The following is a 15,251-nucleotide window of genomic DNA, read 5'->3' as shown; positions in this document are numbered from 1 at the left end:
GGCGGTCAGCCGCTTGAGTCGGTTTTCCTCTCCGTGATCAATCACGGAGCTTCCAACCCTCCCAGGAGTTTTACGTGGAAAAAAAAGTTAGACATTTTTTGGAAAGTATGCTATTGTACATAATCAGGAGGTCTCTTCCCCCAAAAATGCGGATAATTTAGGCATCGGTGCGACATCGCGTGAGGGGAAAACCCGAAAAGTTCTTTAAGATTTCAAAAATTGAAGAGGTATTATGAGCCAAAAGGTTATACACCCGATGGATAAGTTTCAGCGTCAGGTGCATTCCCTAGTGAAGTCTGACATTGTTAAGCCTGAAGATAGCCTGTGGAAAATAGCACTGCTATTTGGGGATAAGTGGAAGTATTGGAAAGCAGAACTGATTGAATTCGGTTTTTCCATGCAAGATCCGATTAGTGAACTGTTGGCTGTTGATGTTTGGGATGAAGAATAAAACTCTGTGAAGCGTTAACATTTTGGTAAGCATTTAGCGAGGGCATCAGCCAAGTCTGTCGCGGTCTGATAGCGATCGCGAGGGGTATATTTAGTTACCCGTTTAATTACCTCGCGTAAGTCCGGGGCAATAGTGGGAATGCGATCGAGATCAAATCCGTATTCTTGGTCTTGTTTCCCGATATAATTTAGGGGACTCTCACCAGTCAATAAAAAAATCAAAGTCGCACCGATCGCATATAAATCCGACTGAGTGAGTGGCTGTCCCCTATCCTGTTCTGGTGCGCTATAACCTTCCGCCCCAATACGGGTTTCTAGGGGGGTACCAATTTCCTTAACCGCGCCAAAATCGAGGACAATAATCCGGCGATCGCGATGGCGCACCATCAGGTTAGCCGGTTTAATATCCCGGTGGATGATAGGGGGTTGTTGGGTATGGAGATAATCCAAAACTTCACAGGCTTGGATCATGTATTTAATCGCCATTGTCGGCGTTAGGGGTCCACTTTGATCAACTTGTTTTTCCAGATCCTGACCGTGAATCATCTCCATAACTAAATACTTTTTACCCCCATCCACAAAAAAGTCATAAAACTTGGGGACTCCCTGATGATTAAGGGATTTAAGAGTTCTAGCCTCCCGTTCAAACAATTCTTGCGCCTTAGCTATCTTAGCCATATCTGCATTCATCTCCTTGAGTACCACCAAAATGGGGATTGGCTTTCCGGAATGAGTCTGAGGCGCATTAGCCTTGCTATTATTGCTATCCCAGGCTAAAGAGGTGGTTCCCATACCTCCCTGACCAACGGTTCGCAAAATCTGATAAGTTCGGATACTCCGTTCAATCTTGATTGGCCAGCCGCAGTGAATACAGAATAGACTATCTGGTAGATTACCATCATGATTACAATTAGGTTTATTAATAACCACAGGGGGAGGCGGTGGAGGTTGTTCAATGGCGACCTTCAGTAAGGGTCCACCCTTAGCCAATTCTAATAAAGCGCCATCAGTCAAAGGTCCCTGGGTCGCTAAAATACCATTAACAAAAGTGCCATTAGTTCCCCGGCTATTGAACATCCACCGAGAATTTTGGGTAGTAGTAGATCTTTGTAAATCGAGATGGTATCGAGAAACCAAGGGATCGACAACCACGACGTGATTATCGGGAGCGCGACCAATTTTAACTAAAGGCTCCGTTTGAAACCGCCATTGTTGAATGGGGTTGGTTCGAGTGCCATCAAGTAGGGTCAATGTCAAGATATCGGACATAATTAGAGTTAGTCTCTGTGATGCGCTAGGACTCGAATAGCGATCGCGGTAATGTTGTCATGGCCGTTGTGTTCGTTAGCTAAATCAATCAAGCCATCAACTCCCCGATCTAAACTAACTTGAGAATCAATCAAAGGTTGGATATGAGTGTGACAATAGGTTTCGACTAAATCATTATCTGTCAACCCATCAGAAGCCAGCAGTAGCAAAGTATCCTCAGTGATATCCCAAAATCTGACATCTGGTTTTAAATACTTGCTATCCCTAGGTCCCAAGGCTTGGGTAAGTTGATAAGCGTCAGGACGGGTGTAGGCGATTTCTGGGTCTACACCCCTAGCAATTTCCCGCTGTCCGACTTCGTGATCAACAGTCATTTGTCGCAAACCTTGACTGCGGGTAAAACTGTAAAGGCGACTATCTCCCACATGAGCGATCGCCACCTGAGTATTAGCTACAATCACTAATACCAAAGTAGTTCCCATGCGACCACTACCAGAACGAGTCCCCTGCATATTAACCCTATAGATAGCCTCATTAGCCTCAGCGATCGCATTTAAGATTAATTGTTCCGAGGGTAAACTATCACTATCAGCCCAGTGAGTCTGAAAATATTCTTTCAGGCTATGTACAGCCATGCGACTAGCCACCTCTCCCCCCGCGTGTCCACCCATACCATCACTTATGATATATAAACCACGAGCATAGAGAGTCTGACTACCGGGGATTTCCTGACGCTCTAACAAAGTTTGCAGACCAAAGCAGTCCTCATTTTGCGATCGCTCTTTTCCCACGTCTGTACGACCACAAGCCTGTAAATCCAACAACTGAGGCAACCTAGGAACCGTTGGTGCATCTCCAATTTGCCCTGAAGATCCTGTAATCGGCACATCTGTCTGTAGACGAGTTACAGACGATCGCTGAGGTTCTGTTGTCCGTTGCTCTGGTGGTGTCAGTCCTGCCATAATTTCATCTAACTTTAAGCGTAATTGTTCAACCCCTTCCAATTTGCTCTCCCGTAGATCCCGCAACATTTGGGTAATCGAACCCATCAAAGTCCGTCCAGATAATTTAAATAGACTTTGCCAAAGTTGTCCCAAATCCCCCAAAGTCGGCAATTTTTCCGGGTCATCAGCATAAAGTTGTTTAATAAATAAACTGCCGGGAGCAGTGCCAGAAATTGCCAAATTATCCAACCGCAATAAACTTTGGCGATAGTGACCAGGCTCGAGAACTTCCCAGAGTTGCGCCATCTGTTGTAACCAAGCCACAATTTGTTGAAGTGGAGTCTGGATATCGTGCCACTTTTGTTCAAAATCCGGCAAATCCGAACAATCTGGCAACAACACGATCGCCTGATCTGCTTCTTCCCAGGCATCATGGACCTTGGGAAAATGTTGGGGGTAGCTATAGTATAAATCCCAATACACTTGCGCCGCCGGAATTAGCAAAGCCGACCTATTTTGGGGATCATCGGGAGTCAACTGCAAAGCCTCCAGGGGAGAGACCTGCAAAGGTTTACAATCCAACACCCGCACCCTTGCCATTTCCCCCAACTGTAAACTCACTCGGGGTTCTAGCAGTTTATATCGTCCTTGGGAATCCAAATAAACCGGTTTATCCACCACAGTAGCTTCTTCAGACGTATCAACTTCAGCCATAGAAGTCGAGGGGGGGGATAATTCCGTATCCGTCGAGAGCAAATCCCGATCTCCGATCTGTTCAGCATTAGACATCTGCAATAATCCCTCCTCCTCATGCTCATCAGAGAGTGACACAGCCATAGAATCATCCCCTACCGTCTCCAAAACCGAATCCGTATCATAGTCCTGAGCTAACATCAGACTAGACTCTGTTGATGTCACCTCAGCAGCAGATAGAGTAGTGATCACATCCCAATTTGAGGACATCTGATCCTGAACGCCATCAACTCCACCCATGAGGTGATCAAAGTTATCTGTAGCCGCCAAGTTTGGGGGTATTTCTTGGGGTGGCGATTCCTGAGCTGGCTTCTGGCACAATATAACCGCCTGCCACACCTTCCCAGTTTTAGCCCCACAGTTCCAACAATTTAGCTGATCAAGGGAAACTTCGCAGCTACACTGAGGACAAAACAGAAAACTCAAAGATGTGCCACAGCTTTGGCAAAATTTATGATGGTCTGGGTTTTCAAACTGACATTGGGGACAAACAAGCATTTTTGGGGTTCCCCGCGCGCAATTATTTCCATTTTGACATATTCCCGACACTAACCCGAAAGTTAGCGCCGGATTTTTCCGACCCTCGCTAAGTTCAGCAGAAGTGGGTTGGCGACCCTAAATCAGGCTCCTTGATTAGATTCTAACTCAAACCAGGCTCTGAGAACTTCTGCAACCGTCCAGGCTTGAGCAAAACATCCGCGCGGAGACATGGGGGGATCGCCGTCAAAAATTTCGCTGAGGGTGCCGAGTCCATGAGCATTGAGGTGATCTGCCATGGGTGCTAAAAATGACTGTGCTTGAGAGCGCGCGCCGTAGACCCGAAAATGAGCCAATGCAAAGGGGCCTAGTAGCCATCCCCAAACAGTTCCCTGATGATAGGCTCCATCCCGTTGTAACACATCACCACCATAGACACCCTGATATTTCGCATCTTCCGGCGACAGACTGCGAAGACCATAAGATGTTAGCAGTTTCTGGCTACAGATATCTACTACCTGACGTTGTTGTGGCGGCGTGAGTAGGGAACTATAGCCGACTTTCCCTAATTGAGACAGAGATATCGCGAAAATTTGATTGGGTCGCAGGGAGCGATCGTCCCCGTCGGGAGTGTCCAGAACATCATAACAGTAGCCTGCCTGTTGATTCCAGAATCGGGAGAAGCCTTGGGCGGTTTTTTTTGCCCAGGTTTCATAGTCCTGACTGGGTTTATCTAATATTTTGGCAATGCGGATCATTACCTGTAGGGCATGGTACCACAGGGCATTAACTTCGATGGGTTTACCGACTCGTGGTGTGACTACCCAATCGCCTACTTTCGCATCCATCCAGGTTAGTTGTGAACCGGGTTCTCCTGCATAGAGTAGTCCGTCTTCTGGATCAACTTTGATATTATAGCGGGTCCCTTGATGATGCCAATGGATCATCGAATCTAAGACCGGGAAAAGTTCTGCTAATAAGTTAATATCTAGGGTATGGTCGAAATAGGCGCGGATGGCTTCAAAATACCAGAGGGTGGCATCGACCGTGTTATAGTCTGGGGTCTCGCCTACTTCTGGGAATCGGTTGGGCAACATTCCGCGATCAACATAATGGGAAAAGGTTTGTAAAATCGTGCGAGCAATATCTGCGCGTCCGGTAGATAGGGTCAAACCGGGTAGCGAGATCATCGTGTCTCGTCCCCAATCTCCAAACCAGGGATAACCAGCAATGATAGTTTTTCCTGGGGTTCCGTCTTTTAGAGTGCGATCGACTATAAACTGATCTGCAGCTAGTATCAGTTGAGTTATCCAATCTGGTGTCTGTGGTGCGGGTGACTTATACTCCAATAAGATGCCGTCTTTTTGGCGCTTTGCCTCTAACTCCGTCATCATATCCAGATTGGGATCAGCTTTGGTGCTGGCAATCACAGTTACCGCGCTACCCGGTGTCAAAGTTGTGTGTAAAGTACAAGCATGGAGGTGGTCTTCCGTCCAGTCCATCCCTCGGTAACGTTCTATTGCCAAATCATATCCATAGTACCAAGGATTACCCGGCGTAGAAATCATTACCTCTTCCTCCCCACTTCCCTGGGTGAACAGATATAGGGGGCTAGTATCCGGGAATAATCGAATCTCTACCCCTTGTGATCTGGATTTAATATCCATCTGACAGTTATTCCCATGATTGGCATGAGTATTGTAGTGGTGATCCCGATGATTGACCATCGCTTTGAGCGACAAACTTATCGCTTTTGTAGCCCGGAGTAAGGTATATTGGACATAGGTTGTATTTTCACCTGGTTTCATCCATATTCGTTTTTCTAGCAAAGCATCTCCACAAGCAAAGTCCCACACGGGAATAGTCCCCTCTAGTCTGAAGTGTTGAATATGCTTGAAACCTTCGGGATCTACTTTGCCGTCAGCCCACCTATTTGTATAAATTGGAAAAAATTGCTCATCATAGCTCACTGTTTCATCTAACTTGGTTAATAACAGGGTTCGATTGAGAGGAGGATTTAAAGCCGCTATCATTAATCCATGATAACGGCGGGTCAACAGTCCGCTGACCGTCCCCGCACCATAACCCCCAATACCATTAGTGATTAACCACTCTCGACATTCACTTGAGTTCAGATAATTGCAAATTTCTCGACCAAATGCTAAAACCATGTTCTATCTTGAATTTCTGTGGTGTAGATTACTTAAATGTATTATAATCTATCTTTAAAGAAAAATTAAATTAATTCAGATGCCCATGTAATGAGTAATAATATAACTTACCTAGACCATATCTGGTGTGGTTATTAGTATACCCACCATAATCTGGATGGTTAATGTTCCTACTGATTGGGGAAATGTATTATGTATAAGCTCTGTTGTTTCGACCTTTGACAGTACCCTAAAAACTTAGGATTGTGCTTTTTTATACCTCAGTTCATTTTTAACCTTTGATAATCATTAACTTTTGGGGAATATATGCAGGAGAAGTCGGGTCTAAAAACACAAAAAATTAAATCATCAATCATCAATGGTTCTGCCCTCGGTTTACTATTGATTAGTACAGTTATTGCTATCCTGAGTTTAATTCCTCTATATAATCGACTTAAAAACAATAAGGAAAAACAACTTATTTTTGAGAGTCAAAACAGTGTATCAATTATTAATAACTTGATTGATGAATATTTAGATAAATCATTAAAAATAAGTCAAAAACCAGGCATTGGTAGAACCATTAATGCTGAGGTACTCACCGATATTTCTCCGCAAGCCCTAGAAAATACCCGGGAAATGTGGCAAGATTTATTGGGGGATTATCTGACGGGAATTGCCTATATAAATGAGCAAAAAACGGTAATTTTAGCAGTAGGTCAATCCATACCAATAGAATTTTTAAATAAGCATAGATTTTCTACGGTAACAGGAGATATTATCGGTCTATTTGAAATTGATAATATTCCCCATATTCTGATTGAGAAGCATGGGACATTTAACGGCAGCCATTTATTTTTATTTAATTTATCACATCTGCGCCAACAAATCAGACAAAAAGCAAATTTTTACCGTTCAAATTACTTAGAAATTGCGATTTTAAATAATCATGAATTGAAGCCTATTTTGATTGACTATAATCAACCCAATCCGGTAATAGCGGCACTGAGTCAACAAACGGATATTTTAGAAATTATCAAAAGAAATTACCAACGCGGAAATCAAACGGGGGGGCTATGGTGTAATTCCTGTGATGCTTTCATCGCCTACAGTCCGATTCGCAATCTGGAAGCATCATTAATTATGGGTGAAAAGAAACGGCAACTCTACAGCCCGGTTTATCGCCAGATTTTACTATTATCGGGAACGATGATGCTATTTATCATGGTGGGAACAGCCTGTTTAGTGGTGATTATACGTCCCCTAACTAATCAAATTAGCCAAGAAATCTGGGAACGCCATAAAGCGGAGGCGGAATTAATTAAAGAAAAAAACTTTACCCAAACCTTACTAGAAGCTAATCCGGCTTTTTTTATAGTCCTAGATGTGGAAGGAAAAGTCAAATTCATGAATCCCTCGATGCTGAATACTCTAGGCTATAAGCAAGAGGAAGTGGAAGGGATGAACTACAGCGCCACATTTGTGCCGAAGGAAGAGGGAAAATCAGCGCCCTGGGTATTTGAATTAATGATTAATCGTCGCCTCCCCATACGCACGGAAGAAACTATGATCACGAAAGACGATCGCGAAATTATTGTAGAATGGTATGGTCGTGCGGTTTTTAATAAAGAAACAGATGAATATGAATATTTTGTGGGGGCTGGTTTAGATATTACCGATCGCAAACGCGCCGATGAAGAACTCCAACTACTTCAACAAATTACCCACGCTGTCAGCATCGCCGTAGATTTTGACTCAGCTTTAGCAGTGGCTTTAGATCTTCTTTGTCAAACCACAAGCTGGGAATTTGGGGAAGCATGGATTCCTAACCCTGAACAAACTCATCTGGAATATAGTTTAGTTAGCTATCAAGAAAAACCAGATTTCGCGGGTTTTTATGAACAGAGTAAAAAGTTTTTACTGGGTGTAAATGATGGTTTAGCCGGGAGGGTATGGGCTGGTCAAGAACCGGAATGGGATCGAGATATTTCTGAGGAATCTCAGGCTAATTTTTCCCGCTATTCTCTGATTAAACAATATGGGTTTAAAGCGGGGTTGGGTGTGCCGATTTTAGCAGATAATCGGGTGTTGGCGGTGTTAGTGTTTTTGATGTCAATGCCGCGCGAACAAGATAATCGCTTAGTTAAACTGGTGTCTTCAGTGGCTATGCAATTGGGTTCGGTATTTCAACGGAAGCAAGCAGAGGAGAAATATCGAGATATTTTTGAAAATGCTTTAGAGGGAATTTTTCAAATTGACCTACAAGGAAAGTATATTAGTGCTAACCCGGCTTTAGCTCAAATCTTGGGCTATGACTCTCAACAACAACTGTTGGTTAGGGGTAGCCAAATTAAGAATGTTTATGCTGATCCGGAAACTTATAATAGGTTTATTAATCTTTTACAAACTCGGGGTTCAGTTTCTAATTTTGAAGCCCAAGTTTATCGGCGGGATGGTGAAGCAATTTGGATCTGGCAAAATGCGCGGGCTATTTATAGCGATCGCCATAACCGTGTGCTTTACTATGAAGGGTCAATTATGGAAATTACCCACCTGAAAGAAACGGAAGCTAAACTGCGTCATAGCGCCTCCCATGACTCTCTTACCGATTTATGGAATCGGGCATTTTTCCTAGATAAATTAGATGATTCTATTAGAAAGTGTAAGACCCTAGATAATTATCAATTTGCTATTCTGTTCTTAGACCTGGATGGGTTCCAATTTATTAATGATAGCCTCGGACACGCCATCGGCGACCAACTGCTAATCGAGGTTAGTAAGCGGCTTACAGATTCTGTGGATTCACATATCCTCGCACGATTGGGAGGGGATGAGTTCACGATTTTATTAGAAAATATTAGGGATATTCAAGAGGCGATCGATGTGGCGGAAAGGATTCAGGAATCCTTAAAATTGCCGATATTCCTCGAAAAAAATCAGATTTTTACGGGTGCGAGTATTGGTATTGTTGAGGGTAACTCTAATTATCAAAGTTCTCCAGAGGTATTAAGAGATGCAGATACGGCCATGTATCGCGCTAAAAGGCAAGGAAAAGGCTGTTATGTGGTTTTTGACTCGACGATGCGAACCAATGCTCTGCGGCGCTTATACCTGCAAACCCAGCTACGTTTAGCGTTACAAGAACAACAGTTTGAGCTGAACTATCAACCTATTATTGAACTATCGACGGGGACTATTGCAGGATTTGAGGCTTTATTGCGTTGGGACCACCCCCAAGAGGGTTTGATATCCCCGGCTGAGTTTATCCCCATAGCTGAGGAAGCGGGTTTAATTGTTGATATTGGGGAATGGGTATTGCGACAGGCTTGTTTTCAGTTAAGCGAATGGAAAGAGAAATTTGCGGTTTATTCTAATTTGATGATGAGTGTTAACCTGTCTTCTCAGCAATTTACTAATGATTTAAGTCGGCGCATTAGCAAGATTTTAGTTGAGACGGGGGTGGCGGGTTCGGAGTTAAAATTAGAGATTACAGAAACGGCGATTATGAATGACCCGGAATTAGCGATCGCCACTTTACAACAACTCAAACAACAACAAATCAAAATTTGTATTGATGACTTTGGTACAGGTTACTGTTCGTTGGGTTATCTGCATAAATTCCCAGTAGATATCCTCAAAATTGACCGCTCATTTGTTAGTCAAATTCCCGAAGGTGAGGATAAGCGGGAAATTGTCCGGGTCATTGTGGCTTTGGCTGAAAGTCTGAAGATGGATGCGATCGCCGAAGGTATTGAAACTGCCGAACAACTCCACCATTTACAGAATTTTAAGTGTAAATATGGACAGGGTTATTTTTTCTTCCGTCCCCTCAATTGTCAAGCGGTAGAAGCATTATTAAACCATGATCAAAGGGGATTACCACTACCTGCCCAATTTTAACCAAATTTTAAGAATTTGACCGCCAATAGCGATCGCGTATCTGTTGCTGAATCTGATTTAACTGTGGTTGAGATAAAGCCATATTCTCAGCTTGTAACCAATTAATTAAATCCCCCACTAAAGGAACCCCCAAACCTAAATCTTGGAGTTGTTGACTTTGACTAAAAACGGCTTCTGGTGTACCTTGAAAAGCCAGTTTTCCCCTATCAAGTACCAAAACCCAATCCGCCCAGGCTTCGACAAAATCCAAATTATGAGTAGCGATAACCACAGTAGTTCCTCGCTGTTGAATCTGATTTAATAAGCAGTGAAAATTAGTAACTTGATAGGAGTCAAGATAAGCCGTAGGTTCATCCAAAAACAAGAGTTGTGGCTGCAACACCATTATATCAGCAATTGACACCCTTTTTTTCTGCCCCAAACTCAGATAATTAATCGGGAAATCCGCCAAACCCACTAAATCAAATTCAGCCAAAATTTGGCGCACCCGTTGAGCAATTTCTGAGGTAGATAAACCCAAATTACACAAGCCATAGGAAATATCTTCTGACACGGTAGTTGCTACTAACTGCTGTTCAGGATTTGGGAACACTAAACCCACCTTTTGGCGCAATTGATTCAACCATCGCCGTTTATATTGTAGCGGTTGACCTCGCCAACTAATCACCCCGGACTGAGGACGATATAACCCATTAGCTAATCGAAATAAGGTAGTTTTTCCGCAGCCATTACGTCCAATGACAGCATAACGCTGATATCTACCAAATTGACAAGTGATATTTTCCAGAGTTGGCTGCTGACTACCGGGGTAAGTATACTGAACATTATCAAATTCTAGTAACTCAAATTCCGATGACATACAACCATCCAATAATCACCAATAATAGTAGACAACCACAACATCCTTCCCAGGTATATCGAGGGTTGGATTGATGGCGAGAAACCGACCAAACCCGCAACTCTCCGTTAAACCCCCGCGCGGTTAATCCTAAACAAATTTGTCGATAATTTTCTAGGGTTTGTTGGAGTAGTTGACTGGTGACAATTCCTAAACTGCGGATTGTAGTTTTCCAGTCACCATAACCGATACGAACCTGTTGAGCGATTAATAATTGACTAGCGGTTTCAGTTAACATAAAAATAAACCGATACATTAACATTAATAGTTCTGTGATTAAACTGGGACAGCCAATCTTACGGAAAATTCTAATGATTTCGACGAAGGGGGTAGTGAGTAAAAGAAAATACATACAGGAGCTTAAAACTAGGGAGCGAGTTAGTAGAAAACCAGCTTGTTGCATTCCTTGATTACTGAAATATATCAAGATATTACCTAGGTTAAATTCCCAGATAATATCAGTTTTAATTAATTCAATATTAGCTGAATTAACCACCCCCAATAGTAAGGCGGGAATGCTAGTTAACCAAAAACTGAAGGGGATGGCTTGCAATTTCAGATAAATTCCTAGGGGAATTTTAGCGTAAATCACGACCCAAATTGTCACCCAAATGGTGATCAATATTTGCAGGAGGGGGGGAGCCGCCAAACTGAGACAAAACAGGATGGCGGCAAAGGCTAACTTATGTTCTGAGGGTAAATACCTTAACCGATTGGTATAGGCGATCGCATCAATTTGATGGTACATTTAGGATGAGCGATTTTTGCCTTGTTTACGGCCTTTATATAAGCCAATCACATAGCCGACGATACCCGCACCAATAGCAGCTTGAGAAACAAATAACAGGCTCTCAATTTCGCCACTGGGAACTTCTAAGATAGGTTCAAACCAGGGTTGATAATTGGGTTGAATTTCGCCGATGAGATTTTCGGCTTGTTCATCGGCTCCCTCATAATCTCCTCGGATAAAAATTAGCGGCGTTACCGATAAAATAACGACAGCTAAAATCATCCACAAATTGCCATTTTTTACAGGTTTATCAGAAGTTGGTGTCATGATTTTACTTAGCTATTAGCTTTCCCAATTTTCAAGGTTTGCAGTTCTTCTGAGGCGTAGGACTCTAACCAATTCCAAACTACCAGCGTTAATAGTCCCTCACTAATTGATAGGGGAATTTGAGTGACTGCAAAAATCCCCGCAAATTTGATAAAGGAAGCCATAACCCCCCCAGAAGCAGCCGGAAAAGCTACGGCTAACTGTATGGAGGTAATTAAATAAGTGGCTAAACTTCCCAAGGCTGCTGCGAAGAAAATACCTAACTTTTGTTGGTTAAATTGGCAGAATAGTTGATAAATGCCATAGGCAACCCAAGGGCCGACAATCGCCATAGAAAATACATTAGCTCCCAAGGTAGTTAAACCGCCGTGAGCGAGTAATACGGCTTGGAAAAGTAGGACTAAACTGCCTAAAACTGTCATCACTGACGGTCCGAATAAAACCACTCCTAATCCGGTTCCGGTGGGGTGAGAACAACTCCCTGTAACTGAGGGGATTTTTAGAGCTGACAGGACAAACGTAAAGGCTCCTGCTAGGGCAATTAATAGCTTTAGTTCGGGGTTGTTTCGGGTAATTTTGGTGAGTTTTTGAAAACCAATAACCCAGAAAGGGATGATTAACACCCACCAAAAAATTGCCCAGGTAATAGGTAAAAAACCTTCCATAATGTGCATTGCTTGAGCTGGAGTGGCTGCACCTATTACCAAATAAAATGTTAACCCAATCATGGCGATTAGGTGTATCATTCGATGATTTTTGCTCATCTGTACCTCGCAGATTTGTGAGTGAGAAATAACTATAGGCGGGCATCCTGACTCACAGATGGGGTGGACAAATTAGCCGGAAATCTGATTACAGTTGCGGGACAGCGCCGGATTTACACCGAACTTTCCCCATTACTCCTAGTGGCTGTTCCCCACTAGAACCTATAGTTGGCGCTATTGTATCATGTGTAGGTCAACAGTGAACCAAGCTGGCAAATATTTAATTAAGTTTGCTCTCGCCTGGCCCAATATTGTTGGACGGCTTGGACGTTATACCAATTTAAAAAAATCCGAGAAATTTCTAAGGCTAATTGAGGCTGACCACGATTAATTAACCACTGTAAAAAATGCGCCATGGTCCTTTCATTGAGTTGACCTCTTAGGGATAAAATGCCCCAGAGTATCCGATGCAAAATGGTCATTTGAATCATCATTTTGACTGACCAGGTAGGATGTTTTTGATAGAAAACTACCCCCATTCTGCCTCTTTGTTTTTCTTTTTCAATTAGGGCGGGTATTTGGTCTAAGTTAAAGGGGGGATGCCAATGATATCCGACGGCGGCGGGGCATTTGATTAATTTTAAGCCTAATTTTTTTAGCCTAACTCCTAGTTCCAGGTCTTCCCAACCATAAAGCTGAAATTTAGGGTCAAATAATCCGGCTTCGATTAGCCAATGGCGGGCGATCGCCACATTTCCGGTGGCAAAATAAGCGGCAGAAAAATCGGTGATTTTATAGGGTTCTGTGGTGGGATTTTCAAAATTGCAGGTATTCACAACTCGACCATAGGTAAAGATGCGATCGCTTTTTTGAGAGTTGGCAATTAAGGCGGTAGCGTGAGCGGCAAGAAAGCTATCAGTTACCACCAAATCACTATCGATAAAAACAATCAGATCTCCCCTCGCCTGTTCAACTCCCAAATTTCGCGCCGCCGCTGGTCCCTGGTGGTCTTGCTGGTAGATGCGAAGATGGGGAAATTCGAGGGTGTTAGTTCCCAACCATTCCACAGTCCCATCAGTGGAACCATCATCGACTAACACCACCTCATAGCCAGTCACGGCGGCGCTATAGGTTTGATTTTCCAATGCTCTCAGACACTTCTGTAAAATCGGCAAACGGTTATAGGTAGGGATAACAACGCTAAAAAACATATATTTTCTGGGACAGTTGGCGATGCTCTGCAACTATAACCTAATTGTTACAGCCTTACTTTTCAATGGTGGCGATTGGGGTGATAATGAAATGTTTGTTGATCTAGGAGCTTTGGTAGATTATGGGTCGCGCTGAAAAAGCTGTACTTGCCTACTCTGGTGGTGTAGATACCTCTGTCTGTATTCCTTATCTCAAAAATGAGTTTGGGGTAGCTGAAGTAATTACTGTGGCGGTTGACTTGGGACAAGGTGATGAACTAGGACCAGTGAAACAAAAGGCCCTCGACTCTGGCGCGAGTGAGTCTTTAGTGATTGATGTACAACAGCGATTTGTACAGGAGTTTGCTTTTCCGGCTATTCAAGCTAATGCTTTGTATGAGAACCGCTACCCCCTGGCTACGGCTTTAGCACGTCCTTTGATTGCTCAGGTTTTGGTGGAAGTTGCCGAAAAATACGGAGCAGATGCGATCGCTCACGGTTGCACGGGAAAAGGCAATGATCAGGTCCGCTTTGATGTCTCTATCGGCGCTCTCAACCCTAATATTAAGATTTTAGCTCCGGCTAGGGAATGGGGTATGAGTCGGGAAGAGACGATCGCTTATGGGGAAAAATTTGGCATTTCCTTCCCCGTTAAAAAGTCTTCCCCCTACAGTCTCGATCGCAACTTGCTTGGTATGGCGATCGAAGCTGGACCTCTGGAAGACCCCTGGGTTGAACCCCCAGAGGATGTCTATGGGATGACTAAAGCGATCGCTGATACTCCTGACCAGCCAGAATATTTAGAAATTGGCTTTCAATCTGGCATTCCTGTTAGCCTCAATGGGGAAGCACTCAACGGCGTTGACCTCATCTCTCGCTTAAATGCGATCGCCGGAAACCACGGTATCGGACGCATTGATATGATCGAGAATCGTTTGGTAGGTATTAAATCTCGGGAAGTTTACGAATCCCCTGCCATGGTTGTACTCATTCAGGCTCACCGAGATCTTGAAAGTCTGGTTCTCACTTCTGATGTCACCCGCTATAAACGCGGTATTGAGGAAACCTATAGCCAAATTGTCTATAATGGCCTCTGGTTTAGTCCCCTCAAAGGTGCGATCGATGCCTTTATCAAACAAACTCAAGAACGGGTCAGCGGCACTGTACGGGTCAAACTGTTTAAAGGCAATTGCAACATTGTCGGTCGCCAGTCTGACAAATCCCTCTACAGCCTTGACCTGGCTACTTACGGTTCTGAAGATGTATTTGACCACAAAGCCGCCGAAGGATTTATCTATGTTTGGGGTCTTCCCACTCGCGTTTGGTCCGAAAAAATCAGAGAGTAAGATTTAATTGTCAATTATTGGGGCGGGTTCTACAGTTAAGTCAGCACCCCCGGCTGAAGCACGGGGGCTTCGTGCCCCCCGCTTTCAGGTAGCTGACCAGCTTAAGCCTTAAC

11 protein-coding genes and 1 riboswitch are annotated in these 15,251 nt (G+C 43.6%); of the genes, 3 read left to right on the top strand and 8 right to left on the bottom strand.

Going from position 1 to position 15,251, the window contains the following annotated elements; translation table 11 throughout:
• Window positions 1-232: 232 nt before the first annotated feature.
• Window positions 233-451 (top strand): DUF4327 family protein, encoded by a 219-nt coding sequence (locus ACTIE0_RS18630; protein ID WP_006618883.1) that lies wholly within the window; start codon window positions 233-235, stop codon window positions 449-451.
• Between the two features lie 14 nt (window positions 452-465).
• Here ACTIE0_RS18630 and ACTIE0_RS18625 read toward each other — a convergent pair whose 3' ends face one another.
• From ACTIE0_RS18625 to ACTIE0_RS18615, 3 genes are all read right to left on the bottom strand, one after another.
• A complete protein-coding gene (locus ACTIE0_RS18625) occupies window positions 466-1,719 on the bottom strand; it encodes a protein kinase domain-containing protein (RefSeq protein WP_006625661.1) in 1,254 nt (417 codons plus the stop codon).
• Window positions 1,720-1,727: 8 nt separating this feature from the next.
• Window positions 1,728-3,914, bottom strand: a complete 2,187-nt coding sequence (locus ACTIE0_RS18620; protein ID WP_006670834.1) for a serine/threonine phosphatase — start codon at window positions 3,912-3,914, stop codon at window positions 1,728-1,730.
• A 122-nt stretch (window positions 3,915-4,036) separates the two neighbouring features.
• A complete protein-coding gene (locus ACTIE0_RS18615; RefSeq protein WP_006625663.1) occupies window positions 4,037-6,064 on the bottom strand; it encodes an amylo-alpha-1,6-glucosidase in 2,028 nt (675 codons plus the stop codon).
• Between the two features lie 306 nt (window positions 6,065-6,370).
• Here ACTIE0_RS18615 and ACTIE0_RS18610 point away from each other — a divergent pair, with 306 nt between their 5' ends.
• Window positions 6,371-9,943, top strand: coding sequence for a sensor domain-containing protein (locus ACTIE0_RS18610; RefSeq protein ID WP_006670833.1), 3,573 nt, complete (start codon window positions 6,371-6,373; stop codon window positions 9,941-9,943).
• Between the two features lie 7 nt (window positions 9,944-9,950).
• On the opposite strand, the gene ACTIE0_RS18605 is transcribed toward ACTIE0_RS18610, so the two are convergent.
• From ACTIE0_RS18605 to ACTIE0_RS18585, 5 genes are all read right to left on the bottom strand, one after another.
• Entirely contained in the window at window positions 9,951-10,802 is an 852-nt protein-coding gene (locus tag ACTIE0_RS18605) for an energy-coupling factor ABC transporter ATP-binding protein (RefSeq protein WP_006625665.1), read from the bottom strand.
• Window positions 10,786-11,589: a cobalt ECF transporter T component CbiQ gene (cbiQ, locus tag ACTIE0_RS18600; RefSeq protein WP_006625666.1), complete on the bottom strand. Its 804-nt coding sequence runs from the start codon at window positions 11,587-11,589 to the stop codon at window positions 10,786-10,788. Before cbiQ ends, ACTIE0_RS18605 begins: the two co-directional genes overlap by 17 nt.
• Window positions 11,590-11,898: an energy-coupling factor ABC transporter substrate-binding protein gene (locus ACTIE0_RS18595; RefSeq protein WP_006625667.1), complete on the bottom strand. Its 309-nt coding sequence runs from the start codon at window positions 11,896-11,898 to the stop codon at window positions 11,590-11,592.
• 8 nt (window positions 11,899-11,906) lie between these two features.
• Window positions 11,907-12,662, bottom strand: a complete 756-nt coding sequence (locus ACTIE0_RS18590; RefSeq protein ID WP_006625668.1) for an energy-coupling factor ABC transporter permease — start codon at window positions 12,660-12,662, stop codon at window positions 11,907-11,909.
• A 20-nt stretch (window positions 12,663-12,682) separates the two neighbouring features.
• Window positions 12,683-12,843: riboswitch (cobalamin riboswitch) on the bottom strand.
• 43 nt (window positions 12,844-12,886) lie between these two features.
• Window positions 12,887-13,813, bottom strand: coding sequence for a glycosyltransferase family 2 protein (locus ACTIE0_RS18585; RefSeq protein WP_006670832.1), 927 nt, complete (start codon window positions 13,811-13,813; stop codon window positions 12,887-12,889).
• A gap of 122 nt (window positions 13,814-13,935) precedes the next feature.
• Between ACTIE0_RS18585 and ACTIE0_RS18580 the strand changes: the two genes are divergently transcribed.
• Entirely contained in the window at window positions 13,936-15,138 is a 1,203-nt protein-coding gene (locus ACTIE0_RS18580; RefSeq protein WP_006625671.1) for an argininosuccinate synthase, read from the top strand.
• The last annotated feature ends 113 nt before the right edge of the window (window positions 15,139-15,251 follow it).

The organism is Limnospira sp. (assembly GCF_051859755.1).
Lineage (GTDB): Bacteria > Cyanobacteriota > Cyanobacteriia > Cyanobacteriales > Microcoleaceae > Limnospira > Limnospira fusiformis.
The sequence above is the reverse complement of the archived record's forward strand: the minus strand, read 5'-3'. Positions and strand labels throughout refer to the sequence as shown.

Excerpts from the sequence above, each read along its gene's own strand:
- ACTIE0_RS18630 (WP_006618883.1), top strand. The coding sequence starts at position 233 with ATGAGCCAAAAGGTTATACACCCGATGGATAAGTTTCAGCGTCAGGTG.
- ACTIE0_RS18625 (WP_006625661.1), bottom strand. The coding sequence starts at position 1,719 with ATGTCCGATATCTTGACATTGACCCTACTTGATGGCACTCGAACCAAC.
- ACTIE0_RS18620 (WP_006670834.1), bottom strand. The coding sequence starts at position 3,914 with ATGCTTGTTTGTCCCCAATGTCAGTTTGAAAACCCAGACCATCATAAA.
- ACTIE0_RS18615 (WP_006625663.1), bottom strand. The coding sequence starts at position 6,064 with ATGGTTTTAGCATTTGGTCGAGAAATTTGCAATTATCTGAACTCAAGT.
- ACTIE0_RS18610 (WP_006670833.1), top strand. The coding sequence starts at position 6,371 with ATGCAGGAGAAGTCGGGTCTAAAAACACAAAAAATTAAATCATCAATC.
- ACTIE0_RS18605 (WP_006625665.1), bottom strand. The coding sequence starts at position 10,802 with ATGTCATCGGAATTTGAGTTACTAGAATTTGATAATGTTCAGTATACT.
- cbiQ (WP_006625666.1), bottom strand. The coding sequence starts at position 11,589 with ATGTACCATCAAATTGATGCGATCGCCTATACCAATCGGTTAAGGTAT.
- ACTIE0_RS18595 (WP_006625667.1), bottom strand. The coding sequence starts at position 11,898 with ATGACACCAACTTCTGATAAACCTGTAAAAAATGGCAATTTGTGGATG.
- ACTIE0_RS18590 (WP_006625668.1), bottom strand. The coding sequence starts at position 12,662 with ATGAGCAAAAATCATCGAATGATACACCTAATCGCCATGATTGGGTTA.
- ACTIE0_RS18585 (WP_006670832.1), bottom strand. The coding sequence starts at position 13,813 with ATGTTTTTTAGCGTTGTTATCCCTACCTATAACCGTTTGCCGATTTTA.
- ACTIE0_RS18580 (WP_006625671.1), top strand. The coding sequence starts at position 13,936 with ATGGGTCGCGCTGAAAAAGCTGTACTTGCCTACTCTGGTGGTGTAGAT.